The 16,552-nt window shown below is 47.4% G+C and carries 14 protein-coding genes; 11 read left to right on the forward strand and 3 right to left on the reverse strand.

Translation table 11 applies throughout. From position 1 onward, the window contains the following. The first annotated feature begins 14 nt into the window (after positions 1-14). The 5 genes from hflX to JFN88_RS20760 all read left to right on the forward strand — a co-directional run bounded on the left by hflX (position 15) and on the right by JFN88_RS20760 (position 5,711). Positions 15-1,295: a GTPase HflX gene (hflX, locus tag JFN88_RS20740; RefSeq protein WP_199021170.1), complete on the forward strand. Its 1,281-nt coding sequence runs from the start codon at positions 15-17 to the stop codon at positions 1,293-1,295. A 19-nt stretch (positions 1,296-1,314) separates the two neighbouring features. Next, the gene (locus JFN88_RS20745; protein ID WP_332908514.1) at positions 1,315-2,601 is read left to right on the forward strand and encodes a methionine gamma-lyase family protein; all 1,287 of its coding nucleotides are present in this window, start codon (positions 1,315-1,317) and stop codon (positions 2,599-2,601) included. Between the two features lie 60 nt (positions 2,602-2,661). Next, on the forward strand, positions 2,662-3,075 hold the full coding sequence (locus JFN88_RS20750; protein WP_199021172.1) for a MerR family transcriptional regulator: 414 nt from the start codon (positions 2,662-2,664) through the stop codon (positions 3,073-3,075). A gap of 106 nt (positions 3,076-3,181) precedes the next feature. Next, positions 3,182-4,510 (forward strand): type I glutamate--ammonia ligase, encoded by a 1,329-nt coding sequence (gene glnA / locus JFN88_RS20755; protein WP_199021173.1) that lies wholly within the window; start codon positions 3,182-3,184, stop codon positions 4,508-4,510. A gap of 829 nt (positions 4,511-5,339) precedes the next feature. After that, positions 5,340-5,711, forward strand: a complete 372-nt coding sequence (locus JFN88_RS20760; protein ID WP_233168233.1) for a DUF4871 domain-containing protein — start codon at positions 5,340-5,342, stop codon at positions 5,709-5,711. 85 nt (positions 5,712-5,796) lie between these two features. Here the strand turns inward: JFN88_RS20760 and JFN88_RS20765 are convergent, their stop codons facing one another. Together JFN88_RS20765 and lexA are read right to left on the reverse strand one after the other, a co-directional pair. Next, positions 5,797-6,321 carry a coiled-coil domain-containing protein gene (locus JFN88_RS20765; RefSeq protein WP_199021175.1) on the reverse strand — a complete coding sequence of 175 codons (525 nt, stop codon included), beginning with the start codon at positions 6,319-6,321 and terminating at the stop codon, positions 5,797-5,799. Positions 6,322-6,454: 133 nt separating this feature from the next. After that, entirely contained in the window at positions 6,455-7,075 is a 621-nt protein-coding gene (gene lexA, locus JFN88_RS20770; RefSeq protein WP_199021176.1) for a transcriptional repressor LexA, read from the reverse strand. 174 nt (positions 7,076-7,249) lie between these two features. Here lexA and JFN88_RS20775 point away from each other — a divergent pair, with 174 nt between their 5' ends. The 4 genes from JFN88_RS20775 to JFN88_RS20790 all read left to right on the forward strand — a co-directional run bounded on the left by JFN88_RS20775 (position 7,250) and on the right by JFN88_RS20790 (position 9,647). Continuing rightward, positions 7,250-7,675, forward strand: coding sequence for a LysM peptidoglycan-binding domain-containing protein (locus JFN88_RS20775; RefSeq protein ID WP_199021177.1), 426 nt, complete (start codon positions 7,250-7,252; stop codon positions 7,673-7,675). A gap of 233 nt (positions 7,676-7,908) precedes the next feature. Next, positions 7,909-8,094: a DUF896 domain-containing protein gene (locus JFN88_RS20780; RefSeq protein WP_332908515.1), complete on the forward strand. Its 186-nt coding sequence runs from the start codon at positions 7,909-7,911 to the stop codon at positions 8,092-8,094. A gap of 211 nt (positions 8,095-8,305) precedes the next feature. Then, positions 8,306-8,833: a hypothetical protein gene (locus JFN88_RS20785; protein ID WP_199021179.1), complete on the forward strand. Its 528-nt coding sequence runs from the start codon at positions 8,306-8,308 to the stop codon at positions 8,831-8,833. 22 nt (positions 8,834-8,855) lie between these two features. Beyond that, positions 8,856-9,647 (forward strand): HAD family hydrolase, encoded by a 792-nt coding sequence (locus JFN88_RS20790; RefSeq protein WP_199021180.1) that lies wholly within the window; start codon positions 8,856-8,858, stop codon positions 9,645-9,647. Positions 9,648-9,738: 91 nt separating this feature from the next. Here JFN88_RS20790 and JFN88_RS20795 read toward each other — a convergent pair whose 3' ends face one another. Beyond that, positions 9,739-10,278: a 1,2-dihydroxy-3-keto-5-methylthiopentene dioxygenase gene (locus tag JFN88_RS20795; RefSeq protein WP_199021181.1), complete on the reverse strand. Its 540-nt coding sequence runs from the start codon at positions 10,276-10,278 to the stop codon at positions 9,739-9,741. Positions 10,279-10,423: 145 nt separating this feature from the next. Between JFN88_RS20795 and metH the strand changes: the two genes are divergently transcribed. Both metH and JFN88_RS20805 read left to right on the forward strand, forming a co-directional pair. Further along, a complete protein-coding gene (metH, locus tag JFN88_RS20800) occupies positions 10,424-13,864 on the forward strand; it encodes a methionine synthase (protein WP_199021182.1) in 3,441 nt (1,146 codons plus the stop codon). 366 nt (positions 13,865-14,230) lie between these two features. Further along, positions 14,231-16,477 carry a DEAD/DEAH box helicase gene (locus tag JFN88_RS20805; RefSeq protein WP_199021344.1) on the forward strand — a complete coding sequence of 749 codons (2,247 nt, stop codon included), beginning with the start codon at positions 14,231-14,233 and terminating at the stop codon, positions 16,475-16,477. The last annotated feature ends 75 nt before the right edge of the window (positions 16,478-16,552 follow it).

Raw genomic sequence — 16,552 nt, forward strand, 5'->3', positions numbered from 1 at the left:
GACAACGAACTTCAATGCGTCCAACGACCCATGAGACCGACTATGAGCTTCACGATCGCGCGGTGCTGGTGAGTCTTGTTACTCAAGCAGTAAAACGCAGCGGCATCAATACAGAGCATTCCCTTCAGGAACTGGTCAATCTGGCCGAGACGGCGGGCGTCGAAGTGCTGACGACTATAACTCAGAATCTGGAAACGCCGGATACCAGATGGTTTATCGGCAAAGGCAAGGTCGAGGAGCTTCGGGCAGCAACTGGAGAGCTTGGAGCAACGACTGTCATCTTTGACCAGGAACTGTCCGGCGCTCAAGTGCGCAACCTGGAGGAGACGCTTGATTTGAAGATTATTGACCGGACACAGCTTATTCTGGATATTTTCGCCCAGCGCGCCAAGACGCGTGAAGGGATTATCCAGGTGGAACTGGCGCAGCTCAGCTACTTGCTGCCGCGCTTGTCTGGTCACGGGAAAAATCTGTCCCGACTGGGGGGCGGAATCGGCACTAGAGGGCCGGGTGAAACGAAGCTGGAGACCGACCGCAGACATATTCGTGACCGCATTTCAGATTTGAAGTCGCTGCTGCAAGAGGTTGTACGGCATCGCCAGTTGCACCGGGAGCGCCGCCGCAAGACGGGTATTACCCAGGTTGCGCTTGTAGGTTATACGAACGCCGGTAAATCAACGCTGCTGCGCGAGCTCACAGCTGCAGATGTCTATGTGGAGAACCAGCTTTTTGCTACACTAGACCCAACTTCCCGTACCTTGGAGCTTCCAAGCGGCAAAGAGGTTATACTGACGGACACCGTTGGTTTTATTCAAAATTTGCCTCATGATCTGGTAGCGGCATTTCGCGCTACACTAGAGGAAGTTTGTGAGGCAGATCTCGTTCTTCACGTTGTAGACAGTTCCTCGGAGATGCGTGATGAGCAAATGAAGGTTGTCCAGGGCATACTCGGTGATCTTGGAGCGGCAGACAAGCCGCAAATTACAGTGTTTAACAAAAAGGACGCTGTAACCAATAGAGACGAATTTATGGCCGGTGTCGATTCGATTTGGATCAGTGCGTTTTCGCGGGATGATTTGGACCAGTTGAGTAACATGATTCAGCTTCGCCTGTCTGGTGACACGATGACCTTTGCTCTGCCGGTCGACCGCGGAGACCTGATTGCGCTTGCTTACCGCTGCGGAGAGGTAACCGGGCAGCAGGTTGAAGAGGACAGGATGCTTCTGACCATTGAGCTGAATAAACAGGATTTTCAAGTACATGGTTATAAGCTGCGCGAATATATGGAAACGTAAGGAGAATCAAAGATACATCGTGAATAATCAGGAACGATCAGGCTGGGAGCTGCTGGAGCAGTGGGCGGAGCATGCGGAGGCGCTTGCTGCGCCCCGGCTTCGGGAGTTGGACCGAACAGCAGAGCGCAATCATTGGAAAGTAATCAGAGCGTTTCAAAAATTTAAGGTCAGTGATTTTCATTTTTCCGGCTCGACCGGCTACGGTTATAATGATCGGGGACGTGAAGTGCTTGATGAAGTATATGCAGAGGTATTTGGAGCTGAAGCAGCGCTTGTAAGACCCCATTTTGCTTCCGGAACGCATACGATCAGCTGTGCGTTGTTTGGCGCGCTTAGACCCGGAGATGAGTTGCTGTACATTACAGGGAGACCTTATGATACCCTGCACAAGGTAATTGGCAACGAGGGAGACGGCAACGGTTCGTTAAAAGACTGGGGCATTACATATTCAGAAGTAGCTTTGCTGGAGGACCGGGGGATTGACTGGGCCCAGGTTGAACGGTCAATCAGCAGCAAGACTAAGGTAATTGGCATTCAGCGCTCGCGCGGCTATGCATGGCGCAGCTCCTTGTCTGTTGCAGAAATCGGCGAGATGGTTAAAAGGATAAGACAGCTAAAACCGGATTGCATCATATTCGTAGATAACTGCTATGGAGAGTTTACGGAGGAGTTGGAGCCTACCCAGGTAGGTGTGGACTTAATGGCAGGCTCTCTGATCAAAAACCCTGGCGGCGGTCTTGCGAGTACTGGCGGTTACATTTGCGGACGCGCGGATTTGGTCGAGAAAGCTTCCTACAGGCTGACAGCACCAGGCATCGGGGGAGAGGTCGGGGCTATGCTTGGCACATTAAGAGCAACCTACCAAGGTTTGTTTCTTGCTCCGCATCTCGTTGGACAAGCTCTGCGTGGAGCAGTGTTCGCGGCTGCCTTGCTGGAGCTTTTGGGCTTCGATTCGAATCCCTCCTGGGACGCCCAACGCTCGGATTTGATTCAGGCTATCCGGTTTGGCCGCGAGGATGCGCTGATTGCATTTGTACAAGGAATTCAGCGGGCTGCGGCTGTTGATGCGCATGTCGTTCCTGAGCCGTGGGACATGCCCGGATATGATTATCCGGTTATTATGGCTGCCGGTACGTTCATTCAAGGGGGCAGTCTGGAACTTTCAGCCGATGCGCCGATTCGTGAGCCGTATATTGCCTATATGCAGGGCGGGCTTACTTATAGCCACGTGAAGTTCGGCGTGTTGACTGCACTTTTGGAGATGCAAAAACGCGGAATTATTGTGATTAAACCTAACATGACTTGACATGTTTTTGGTAGGGAGTTACAATAAAAACATATCACAAGGATTGGAAGGTAGATGTACATGGCTGACGAAATACGCAGGAATATGGCATTATTTCCTATCGGAATCGTTATGAAGCTGACGGATTTAACTGCGAGACAAATCCGGTATTATGAGCAGCATGAATTGATTGTACCCGCTCGTACGAATGGCAATCAGCGTCTGTTTTCATTTAACGATGTTGAGCGCCTCCTGGAAATTAAATCATTGATTGAGAAAGGCGTTAATATCGCCGGCATTAAACAAGTTATGAATCCGGTTTCCAAAGAATCTGAGGAAGCTACGGTTATTACAGACCAGACGGAGACCAAACGCAGGGAACTCTCGGATACACAACTTCACCGCTTGTTAAAGCAGCAGCTTCTTGAGAAGAGACCGGGTAAAGCTTCTCTGATTCAAGGCCAACTATCCCGATTTTACAGTACCAGGCCTTAAAGGTTTGGCTAAGGACCGGATAAAGGTGTAAAGCAATGAAGGCTAGAGAAGTCATTGGCAAAGCAGCCAAATCATAAAACCAGATCAGGTTGAAGGAGAGGATTCTGTGAGCTTTACTAGAGAAGATATTACCCGTATCGCAGAGGAGCAGAATGTTCGTTTTATTCGTTTGCAGTTTACGGATTTGCTAGGTACGATCAAAAATGTGGAAATTCCAGTGAGCCAATTGGAGAAGGCGCTCGACAACAAGATGATGTTTGACGGCTCTTCCATCGAAGGTTATGTGCGTATCGAGGAATCCGATATGTACTTGTATCCGGATTTGGACACCTGGGTTGTCTTCCCTTGGGTAACGGAAAATCGCGTTGCCCGTCTCATTTGTGATATCTACATGCCGGATGGCACGCCATTTGCCGGGGACCCACGAGGTATTCTAAAGCGCTGTCTGAAGGAAGCGGAGGAACTGGGCTATACGGCAATGAATGTTGGGCCAGAACCGGAATTTTTCCTGTTCAAGACGGACGAGAAGGGTAATCCGACAACGGAACTAAACGACCAGGGCGGCTATTTTGACCTCGCTCCTACTGATCTTGGCGAGAACTGTCGTCGTGAAATCGTACTGACACTTGAAGAGATGGGCTTCGAAATCGAAGCCTCACATCATGAAGTAGCCCCTGGCCAACACGAAATCGACTTTAAATATGCGGATGCCATCAAAGCTGCTGACCAGATTCAAACCTTTAAGCTGGTTGTGAAGACTGTTGCCCGCCAGCATGGGCTGCATGCAAGCTTCATGCCAAAGCCGCTGTTTGGCGTAAATGGTTCAGGTATGCACTGTCACCAGTCCTTGTTCCAGGGCGACATAAATGCCTTCTATGACGAGAGCGACAGGCTGGGCTTGAGCCAGACTGCCCGTTACTATATGGCAGGACTGCTTAAGCATGCCAGAGCGTGCGCGGCTATTACTAATCCGGCTGTAAACTCCTACAAGCGTCTTGTACCGGGCTATGAAGCTCCTTGCTATGTTGCCTGGTCTGCCAGCAACCGCAGCCCGATGATCCGTATCCCGGCTTCTCGCGGGCTGAGCACTCGCGTCGAGGTGCGCAACCCTGATCCGGCGGCTAACCCGTATCTGGCTCTTGCAGTTATGCTTAAGGCTGGTCTGAGCGGCATTAAGGAAAAGTTGAGCTTGCCGGCTCCAACAGACCGCAATATCTATGTGATGACAGATGAAGAGCGCTCTGATGAGGGTATTCCAAGTCTGCCGGCTGACCTTAAGGAGGCGCTGGAGGAGTTGCTTCGTGACGAAGTAATTTGCGATGCGCTCGGCGACCATGCACTCGCACATTTCTACGAGCTGAAGGAAATCGAGTGGGATATGTACCGCACCCAAGTTCATCAATGGGAAAGAGATCAGTATTTGACTCTTTATTAAGATCGAAGCACTAATGGTTTGCATATTGAAGCCCGTATGGTTAATGCTCATCAAAGCATTAGCCACACGGGCTTTTTTGGACTATAAAAGTTTTATAAAGGCTTCGAAATTTTACGAAAACGAAGCTTTGCCCGTCAAGCCACGAAAAAAGCAGTTTTGAAAATATCTTTAGGAAATATGATCAGTATCGGTAGCCATTGTTAGAGCCATTACTTCTTATTAAAAGATAAACAATAAACCCGACTATCGGAAAGAATAGAACTGCTACTACTGCCAATAGAGCGAATTCAAAGCTGCGTCCGTTGCGTGTGGCATCCCGGTATGTCCAGACACATAGCGCAATGTGGAAAATAAGAGAAAACAGCATAAATAGAATTGAAAATATCCCGGCGACACCCCATGCTGATGCCATAACATCACCCCGTTAATTCTTTTATAAATTATAAAATCTGCTCAAACCAAAATCAGTGGTTGACCAATAGCAAGGATTCGCAAACAAACTTCTGCCTGTCAAAAGAGATGAGATCGTTTACGATAATTTTTATACAAGAAATAAGCAGGGGGTTTCCTTATAAATTATAAATATCCAATGTTTATTTTAAGTGCTAATTTAAACCACGCTGTTATTTCGGGCGTCTATTGTTAAAAATAGTGATTAAAGGTTTGGGCTTCAAATATTAGAAAACAATCAACAAGGGGTGAGCATATGCGCCGCTATCTAACTATGATTTTGCTTACAATCTTTATCTCAAGTTGCGGAACGAATACGCAGGAGCCTAACTTGACGAAGTGGGAGGTTAGCCCGTTATTTGTGTCGGGTCCATATACGATGATCGGGAAGGAGGGGCGTTTGGGTTTTATTTATAGTGATAACGAGCTTAGTCGCTTTTATCCAGGGAAGCAGCAAAAGTATATGTGGCACTTCTGGGGGAGTGATCCGCAGAAATCACAGGCAAAGCTAGGTAAAGAGGTTAAAGTCATAGCTGTCAGCAAAACTACGGGAAAAGAAATGGAGCTGATGAAAACGAAGGTTATGCAGTCCGGATCTTATTATGTACAATCTGAAATTTGGGATAACGAGCCGGCATTCAGAGTGCCGTCAATGATGTCATTGCCATCCCCTGGTTTATGGCGTCTTGATGTCTATATAGACGACAAATTGTTTGACAGCGTGGTTGTTCGGGTGCATAAGAAAGCTTGATAGCCAGATTCAATTAATTGTTAAAGATACTAAAATGTCCCGCGTGAAGAACCGCGGGACTGTGATAGCGCGGAAATTGATAAATTTAAGTCCTTTTTAACGCTTCAACCTCTGCCTCAAGTTTTAGTTGCCGACGGTTAAGGATATCAATACTATGTTCATGAGTATTGAATTCAATAGTTGTTTTTCGTTCAAAGCTTTTTTGGGAGGCTTCATTTTGCTTGGCGGTTTCCAATGTTTCGAGAACAGCTTGCTTGATCTGTGACGTATTCGTCTTGACAACATGCACGTCCGTCTCCAGGTTCCCAATGCGCTTGTCCATACTGTCTAATTTAAGGTCAAGACCATTAAATCTATCGCTAAATTTTTCATCCAAGTGATTAATTCTGGTATCCATGGCGATGATTTTGTTGTCTATGTCAGTGATTCTGGTATCCATGCTGGTGATTCTGGTATCCATGTTGGTGATTTTGTTATCCATGTTGGTGATTTTGTTATCCATGCTGGTGATTCTGGTATCCATGTTGGTGATTTTATTATCCATGTCATTTATTTTGGAGTTCACTTGATGCAATGAATCCAGTATATGCTGCAACATTTGGTCACTCATAGCAGTTCCTCCATCCCGGTCTATATCCATAGTAACAAATTTGAATAAGATGATAAACCCTATTAAAAAAACCGCAGTTTACACCGCGGGCTTTTGTGAGTAAAAATTTTTGGCGCAAGGTTATTGCGGGGTATTAGTGAATATCGCGGAACAAACCAACTACGCGGCCTAAAATCGTTACCTTTGTAAGCAGCAATGGCTGCATGGTTGAATTCTCAGGTTGAAGGCGGATATGGTCGCGTTCTTTATAGAAGGTCTTAACAGTTGCTTCGTCGTCTTCAGTCATCGCAACTACAATATCTCCGTTATTAGCCGTTTGCTGCTGGCGTACGATGACATAATCGCCGTTATGAATGCCTGCCTCAATCATACTATCGCCAACGACATTAAGCATGAATACTTGGTTATCTCCGACAAAGTGGCTCGGCAAAGGGAAGTATTCCTCAATATTCTCCGTAGCTGTAATAGGAACCCCTGCTGTGACACGACCGACAACGGGAACCTTGGCTACATGAACAGGAAATGGAATTTCATCTTGCTCCTGATTCAGAATTTCGATGGCACGTGGCTTGGTCGGGTCACGACGAATCAGCCCTTTCTTCTCGAGACGGTCCAAATGACCATGTACTGTAGAACTGGAAGCAAGTCCTACCGCTTCGCCAATCTCCCTGACGGAAGGAGGGTAGCCCTTTTCTCGGACTTCATTCTTGATAAATTCCAGTATCGTCTGTTGACGGTTAGATAATTTCGACAAATTGCATTCCTCCAGAGAAACCATTCTTGTGACAAATTATAGCACAGAACCGGAGTTCGCACAAACATAAGTTCGTTGAATGAAAGTTGAGAGTAAATGTTCGCTTTTTGTATTGACACAAACAGATGTTCGAGTTATTCTATGAATTAAGAACATATGTTTGGAGTGCTGATAATGAACTGTGGAATCTATTATCAATCGATGAATGAACTGCGTTCTTCTTCAAGCAGCATAAATGCCCGGGGGGATAACGCAAGTACTGCTGTAAAGCATCGTTTTAGCCAAGCATTGCTTGGTCTGGCAGGCAGGCACTTAGCCGGGGGAATCATTGCGGTATTACTGTTCTCATCTCTGTTTTCTTTCTTGTTTATTGTTCAGTCCAATGCTTCTAATTATCAAGATGTTACTTATAGCAAGGCGGTTGTACCCGATAGTAGATTTGTTATCGTATCGGCCGGTGATACTTTGTGGGAAATTGCGAAGCGTTATAAACCTAAGGACGCCGGACTGGGACAGTTTGTATATGAGCTCCAGCAATTCAATAATATTAAATCTACCATCATTCACGCAGGTGATATTATCCTCATCCCCGTTAAATAGACCGTTGCTCCATCTTCTTTAATGTAGTTGGTTTTTCTTCATTTATTTCTTTCTTAGCAGGATTATTAATTTTGCCCGATTGCTTCGTCGACGGAAGATTCGTTTCTCTAAGCTTATTTGATCTCTCGTATGCTTGACACTGCTCTGTGAAAATGTCAAAGTAGAGAATGGATAGATTTTTAAGACCTATAGAAAGAAGGTCGCAGCGAGAAACGTTCCAGGAGGTCATTGAAGTGGAGAAGCTGATTGCCCGAATTAATGAATTGTCAAGAAAAAATAAGTCCGTGGGGTTGACGGAAGAAGAGAAGGCGGAGCGGGATATACTTAGAGAGCAATATCTTACTATCTTTAAAAATAATTTCCGCAACCAACTTGATTCTATCGAGTGGACGGATGAAGAGCCGCCGCTAAAGCATTAGTATAAGGATGTCTACAGCCAATAGATAGGGAAATGGATACTTGCCCTTCTATTGGATTTTTGATGTATGCGGATAAATTGTCGTCTTCATTACTGTTATGAAGCAAGCTCGCTGCCGCTTGAGTACCTGTTGTTTTAGTTGTTTTATTGGAAAGTTCCGGTACCTATGTTCAAGTTGCCGGTATTGCATTTTAATTAGGGGAGGCCGCATTATGTCCCGTTCCTGGGAACGGATGGTTCGCAAGAATACATCTGTAGTCAACAAGAAAAGAAAAAAACAAGGTGGAAATGGTTTTATCTCGGAAGCCAATCGTGTTGATCGCTTTAAGGGCCGGAATATTATTTTACCGCTGGCCGTCATTTTCTTTACAGGTTTCTATGCTTATATCAGCTTTATTGCAAGGCAAGCAGCAGTGGGAGATGCAGGCAATACAGACACTTTGTATTGGATAACGATTGCCTGTTATATTTTGCTGTCGCTGCTGTTTTTCTTCCGCCGCCCATATTTAAACGTTGCCAAGGAATTTGTCCAGACGCGCCGTTTTACAGGGGACAAGATGCTTCGCGCCAATGGCATCAAACAGATTAACGTGCAAGACGGGTATGTTGTCATTGAGCAGGTGAAGGGGCCAAGCTGGGTGTTTTCCAGATTCATGAACCGTTTCCCTACGAATGATATGGCAGAGCGCTTGAAACAGTTTGCGAAGGATAACCAGATCGAATTTGTAGAAAAAGCTTAATTGTAAGGGGAGAGTCGGCATTATGAGTAAGAAAGCCATTTTATTTGATTTGGATGACACCCTCTTGTGGGATGATCGCAGCGTACAGGAAGCATTTGATGCGACTTGCAGAGCGGCTGCGGAAAGAACGGGCATTGATCCGGTCGCTTTGGAAAAATCTGTCCGCGAACAGGCCAGGGAGCTTTATAGTTCTTATGAAACGTACCCGTTTACAACCATGATCGGTATTAACCCGTTCGAGGGGCTTTGGGCGAATTTCCGGGAAGGTGAGCAGGAAGAGTTTCGCAAGCTTGAGGCGCTAGCACCAAGCTATCGCAAGGCAGCCTGGACACAAGGGCTTAAGGTTCTAGGTGTGGATGATGAGGCGCTTGGAGCGGAATTGGCAGAGCGTTTTCCAGCAGAGCGGAGAGCAAGAGCGCTGGTATATGATGATACGTTCCACGTGCTGGATGAGCTAAAGGATAAGTACAAGCTGCTCCTGCTGACAAATGGTTCTCCTGATTTGCAAAGAGAAAAACTTTCTGGCGTACCTGAAATTGCTCCTTACTTCGACCATATTATTATTTCAGGCGAATTTGGAAGAGGAAAGCCTGATGCTGGTATCTTCAGACACGCACTGGAAAAGCTCGGCATCGAGCCGGAAGAAGGTCTGATGGTTGGGGATAAGTTGACGACCGATGTTATTGGCGCTCTCGGAGTAGGCATGGATGCAGTGTGGATCAACAGACATCGAATCTCACGCAGCGATGAAATTGTACCTACCCATGAAATTGATGAACTGAAAGAACTGCTTGATCTGCTAGCTGCTTTATAAAAAGGTCATTATCGGGCATAAGCAAAGCCCGTCTCCAGGTGAGACGGGCTTCATATATAGAGCTTCCAGATATCATACTAATGAGACCGACTTATTTTTGAAACGAAGGGTCTTGAAACGGCTGTGCAACCCAGCCTGCCGGCTCAATGAACAGGCGCACCGCAACAATCTGGCGGTTCTCCATCAAGGTGAAGAAATGCGGTTTATTCTCTGGTACGGAAATAACGTCCCCGGCTTCCAGTTCGACGTCAAAGTATCCGACATCATCAGTTCCTTTAATAATGAAGATTCCACGACCGGCGATAATGGCGCGGACTTCGTCTTCGGTATGAGTATGAACTTCCTCAAACTTCTTCAGAATCTCATCCAGGTTAGGGGTTGCGTCGGAGAGGGCTACAATGTCCCAGGTTTTATACCCGCGACGCCCTGCCAAATCATTGATTTCGCTTTCGTAAGTAGAAAGAATAGCTGCTTTATCCTCATCAGAAAGCACAAATTTATCTTGCAGCTCGGTTGAAAGCTTGGAAGCATCCCAATGCTCATAAAGCACTTCCTGCTGGTTTAAAAATGCCCGCACATTTTCCTCGCCTTTAATTCGCTCCTCTGTATTGCGAATCCGAATTTCAGCCATCGTATTCCCTCTTTTCCTATGTGAGATAACGTATATGGTTATATTATAAATCAAAGCAAGTTCACTGTCGACTCAAATTCCCTTTTCACAAAGGAATAAGTCTGATAGACTAAGGTTTAATGATTCGTTGGAAGGAAGTTCGAACATGACAAAACCTACATTAAAAGATCTCATGGAGAAGCGGATTCTCATTTTAGATGGCGCCATGGGTACAATGATACAGCAGGCTGATTTAACAGCAGAGGATTTCGGAGGCGAGGAACTGGACGGCTGCAATGAAATGCTCGTTCTAACACGACCGGATGTTATTCAGTCCATTCATGAACAATACTTGGCAGCCGGAGCGGATATTATTGAGACGAATACGTTCGGCGGAGCCAGCGTCGTTTTGATGGAATATGACATCCCGGAGAAGGCGAGGGAAATTAACCTGGCTGCTGCAGCGCTTGCACGCGCCGCAGCGGATAAATATTCTACGCCGGACAAACCCCGTTATGTGGCGGGGGCGATTGGTCCGACGACCAAAACGTTGTCTGTAACAGGCGGGGTTACTTTTGACGGGCTAGTAGACAGCTATTATGAGCAGGCAGTTGCTCTTATGGAAGGCGATGTTGATGCGCTCCTGCTTGAAACCTGTCAGGACACGCTGAATGTGAAAGCGGGAAGTATCGCAATTCGCAAGGCTTTTGAAACGATAGGCCGCAAGCTCCCGATTATGATTTCCGGTACCATCGAACCGATGGGTACAACGCTAGCCGGACAAAATATTGAGTCCTTCTATATTTCATTGGAGCATCTGGAGCCGGTTTCTATCGGACTTAACTGTGCGACAGGGCCGGAATTTATGCGAGATCATATCCGCTCCCTCAGTGAAATTTCCAAAGCGGCGATCAGCTGCTACCCGAATGCGGGTCTCCCTGATGAGAACGGCCAATATCACGAATCACCGGAATCACTTGCGAAAAAAATTGCTGCCTTTGCAGAGCAGGGCTGGCTTAACATGGCCGGCGGCTGCTGCGGAACGACCCCTGCGCATATCCAAGCGCTTGATAATCTGTTGGCTTCTTATGAGCCGCGCAAGTTGGCGGGGACGCATCCACCTGCGGTATCAGGCATTGAGACGGTGTACATTGAGAATGACAACCGCCCTTACATGGTTGGTGAGAGAACGAATGTACTTGGCTCCCGCAAATTCAAACGTCTTATTGCAGAGGGGAAATATGAAGAAGCAGCCGAGGTTGCCCGTGCACAGGTGAAGAACGGCGCTCATGTCATCGACGTTTGCCTTCAGGACCCGGACCGTGATGAAACCGAGGATATGAGCAAGTTTCTGGAGCTGGTGGTAAAGAAGGTCAAGGTTCCGCTCGTTATAGATACGACTGATCCGAAGGTCATCGACATGTCGCTCAAATATACGCAGGGTAAATCGATTATTAACTCGATTAACCTTGAGGATGGCGAAGAGAAATTCGAGCATGTTGTTCCAATTATACATCGCTATGGCGCTGCTGCTGTTGTTGGTACAATCGATGAACGCGGGCAGGCGATAACCAAGGAAGACAAGCTGGAGGTTGCTATCCGGTCTCATGATTTGCTGGTGAACAAGTATGGGATGAAATCCGAGGATATTATCTTCGATCCGCTTGTTTTTCCGGTCGGTACCGGGGACGAGCAATATATCGGTTCGGCGAAGGAGACCATTGAAGGCATCCGGCTAATCAAGGAGTCGCTGCCTTCATGCCAGACGATTCTCGGAATCAGCAACATTTCATTCGGCTTGCCGGAGGCTGGCCGCGAGGTGCTTAACTCGGTATTCCTTTATGAATGTACAAAGGCCGGACTTGACTATGCAATTGTCAATACCGAGAAACTGGAGCGTTATGCTTCGATCCCGCAAGAGGAGCGCCGCTTGTCAGAGGAGCTGCTCTATAACACAAACGATGACACGCTTGCTGCTTTTGTGGCCGCTTTCCGGAACAAGACGGTCGTCAAGAAAGAAAAGGCAAGCAATCTGACCCTGGAGGAGCGTCTTGCCTCTTATGTAGTCGAAGGAACGAAGGAAGGGCTCATTCCTGACCTTGAGCTGGCACTCAAGAAGTATACGCCGCTGGAGACTATCAACGGCCCGCTCATGAGAGGGATGGAAGAGGTCGGCAGATTGTTCAATAACAATGAGCTAATCGTTGCAGAGGTACTGCAGAGCGCCGAGGTCATGAAAGCTTCGGTTGCCTTTTTGGAGCAGTTTATGGAGAAGAACGAATCGGCTGTTAAAGGAAAGATCATGCTGGCCACCGTTAAGGGCGATGTGCATGATATCGGCAAAAACCTGGTCGAAATCATACTCTCCAATAATGGTTACAAAATTATTAACCTGGGAATCAAAGTGCCGCCAGAGCAATTGATCGAAGCTTATCGCAAAGAACCGGTCGATGCGATTGGACTGTCAGGACTACTTGTCAAATCCGCACAGCAAATGGTCATCACTGCGCAGGATTTGCGGACAGCAGGGATTGATGTTCCGATTCTGGTAGGCGGTGCGGCATTGACCCGGAAATTCACGAAAAACCGCATTGGGCCTGAGTATGACGGTCTTGTTTTGTACGCCAAAGATGCGATGGATGGGCTGGATATTGCCAACAAACTGACGGACAAGAATCACCGCAAGCAGTTGGAAGCAGAACATGCGGCGCTAAAGGAGGAAGGGGCGGTTGCAGTCATGGAAGCGCCGGCGCTGCCGAAGCTGACCCGTATTGAGCGGTCCAAGGTATCTCTGGATGCGCCGATCTTTACCCCGCCTGATCTGAACCGGCATGTGCTTCGCAACGTGCCGATCAAGCATATTGTGCCTTATATTAATATGCAGATGCTGCTTGGACATCATCTTGGCGTTCGCGGCAAAGTCGAGCAGTTGATTGCCGAGGGGCATGAAAAGACGATCCATCTTAAAGAAACGGTGGACAGCATATTGAACGAGGCGGCTAACGAAGGCACGATCCAGGCGAACGGCATGTACCGGTTTTTCCCGGCTCAGTCCTCGGGCAATGATATTATTATCTATGATCCCGAGACACAGACCAAGGAAATCAAACGATTCAGTTTCCCGCGTCAGCAGGTCGAGCCGTTCCTGTGTCTGTCCGATTATTTGAAGCCGGTAGAGGGCGGAGTCATGGATTACGTCGGCTTTTTGGTGGTGACAGCAGGCGCGGGGGTTCGTGAGCAGGCAACCCAGTTAAAGGATCAGGGCGACTATCTGCGCTCCCATGCGCTGCAGTCGGTAGCTCTAGAAGTTGCCGAGGCACTTGCTGAGCGTGTCCATCATATGATGAGGGATATTTGGGGCTTCCCGGACCCACAGGAAATGACGATGAAGCAGCGTCTTGGCGCGCGCTATCAGGGCATTCGTGTCTCCTTCGGATATCCGGCGTGTCCGAACCTTGAAGATCAACAGCCGCTGTTCGAGCTGATGAAACCAGAGGATATCGGTATAGAGCTGACGGAAGGTTTTATGATGGAACCGGAAGCTTCTGTATCTGCGATGGTTTTCGCACACCCTGAAGCACAGTACTTCAATGTAGAAAAAGCTTAATTCTCATACAGGGCCGTCAGAATCGCTTGCAGCCAAGCGGTCCTGACGGCTTTTGCAAAGTCTGGGTTCTGTGACCTCATCAAGCGTCAGCCATCGGCTTCGATATCGCCAGGAAATCGGCTATTGGATAAAGTGAATTTCCCGCTTTCCCGGGAAATCGCAGAAAACGACAGGAAAAGCTTTTTTCCAGTGGATTATAGGAGACGGTGAAATTATAAGGCGAATATTTCAGAATTCTTTCGCGAAATATCGCCGGTTGTGTCGGGGCTGCATTTGCCTGTCAAAGGACAGCAAAGTTCGTTTACGCTTGCTCTAGCCAATCAAACACATATTCGCTAAACTTAACAGTATGGGGTGAATTGCATGCTGAAGAAGAAATCCTTACTTGAACTTATAGACGATCTGCGCAAGAATGAAAATATTGTAAATTGGCATGAAATACCGCCTCAGGAAGCACAGACGCGGCCAATCCCGGAAAGTGTCGACCCCAGAATTCGGGAAGCGTTGCACAAGCGCGGCATAGTTGAGCTATATACGCATCAGGAAACGGCATTCCGTATTGTCGCTGCACAAGAAAATATTGTAGCGGTAACGCCTACAGCATCGGGGAAAACGCTTTGCTACAATCTGCCCGTACTCCAGGAAATTGCCAGGGATGATTCAAGCCGGGCGCTGTACTTGTTCCCTACGAAGGCACTGGCTCAAGATCAAAAGAGCGAATTAAACGAAATCATTGACGAGATGGGCATTGATATTAAGAGCTTCACTTATGATGGGGACACTTCGCCCGCGATCCGCCAGAAGGTTCGGCTAGCCGGTCATATCGTAATTACAAACCCGGATATGCTGCATTCGGCTATTCTGCCTAATCATACGAAGTGGGTTAGTCTTTTCGAAAATCTAAAATTTATCGTCATTGACGAGTTGCACACATACCGGGGAGTATTCGGCAGTCATGTTGCGAATGTCATTCGAAGGCTGAGACGAATATGTAAATTCTACGGCAGTGATCCGACTTTTATTTGCACATCAGCTACAATTGCCAACCCGAAGGAGCTTGCCGAGCAGTTAACGGGCAACCCCATGCGATTGATAGATGACAACGGCGCGCCGCGCGGACGGAAGCACTTCGTCTTTTACAATCCTCCAATTGTAAACGCCCCGCTCAATATTAGAAAAAGTTCTACCATAGAGGTAAACAACCTGGCAAAAGAGTTTTTGAAGCACAAAATTCAGACGATCGTCTTTGCTCGTAGTCGTGTTCGGGTAGAAATTATTTTAAGTCATATACAGGAACTGGTTAAGAACGAAATCGGTTCAAAGACAATTCGTGGCTATCGTGGCGGATATCTCCCGAAACAGCGACGCGAAATTGAGCGAGGGCTGCGGGACGGAGAAATTTTGGGCGTGGTCAGTACGAATGCGCTAGAATTGGGCGTAGATATAGGGCAACTGCAAGTATGCGTGATGACCGGATATCCTGGCAGTATCGCCAGCACATGGCAGCAGGCAGGACGTGCAGGGCGCAGGCATGGGGAGGCCTTAATAATAATGGTCGCTAGCTCTACGCCGATTGACCAGTACGTTGTGCAAAACCCGGAGTACTTCTTTGACCGGTCGCCGGAGCACGCCAGGATAAATCCTGAGAACCTTCTCATCCTTGTCGATCATATGCGGTGCGCTGCGTATGAACTGCCGTTTAAGGCGACAGAAGAATTCGGTCCGCTGGATGTTACGGATATTTTAGAATATCTCCAGGAAGAAAGGGTTCTGCATCGAAACGGCGATATGTTTTACTGGGCCGCGCAATCTTTCCCGGCAAGTGAAATAAGCTTGCGTTCTGCATCCCAGGAAAATGTCGTAATCGTTGACCAGTCTAACGTCGCGGCGGTGAAGATTATAGGCGAAATGGATCGGTTTAGCGCGATGACCCTGCTTCACGACGAAGCGATTTATTTGCATGAAGGTGTGCAGTATCAGGTGGAACAGCTCGACTGGGACCATAAAAAGGCTTACGTGCGGGAAGTTGATGTGGAGTATTATACGGACGCCAACCTGGCTGTTAACTTGAAAGTGCTGGAGATTGACCGGACGAATGACAGGGGACAAGCGGCTGTAAATTATGGAGATGTAGCCGTAAACATGATCCCGACCATTTTTAAAAAAATCAAATTGACCACGTTCGAAAACATTGGTTCAGGGCCTATTCACCTGCCTGAAGAAGAACTGCACACCAGCGCTACATGGCTGGAATTAAAGCAGGTTGACCCGGAAATAGGCACAAAGACGCTGGAGCAATTGTTACTGGGAATCGCAAATGTATTCCAGCATATTGTGCCTGTGTTAGTCATGTGTGATCGAGGGGACGTCCATGTAACGCCACAAATAAAAGCAGCCCATACAGGGCTGCCGACAATTTTTATATATGACCATTACCCCGGCGGTATCGGCCTGGCAGATGACGTGTACAAAAGATTCGACGAAGTGCGGGAATCGGCCAAGAATTTGATACGAAGATGTCCTTGCAAGGAGGGTTGCCCGTCATGTATCGGTACGGAAATAGCAGGTATGAACGGAAAACACAGGAGCATGCAGCTTTTGAGCCTTCTATAATTTCAAATATAGGAAAATGAATTTTCACAGGCTGATATCGTTATCAAATCAACTGCTCGGCCAGGAGCAGGCGCT

Source organism: Paenibacillus roseus, from assembly GCF_016424485.1.
Lineage (GTDB): Bacteria > Bacillota > Bacilli > Paenibacillales > Paenibacillaceae > Paenibacillus_D > Paenibacillus_D roseus.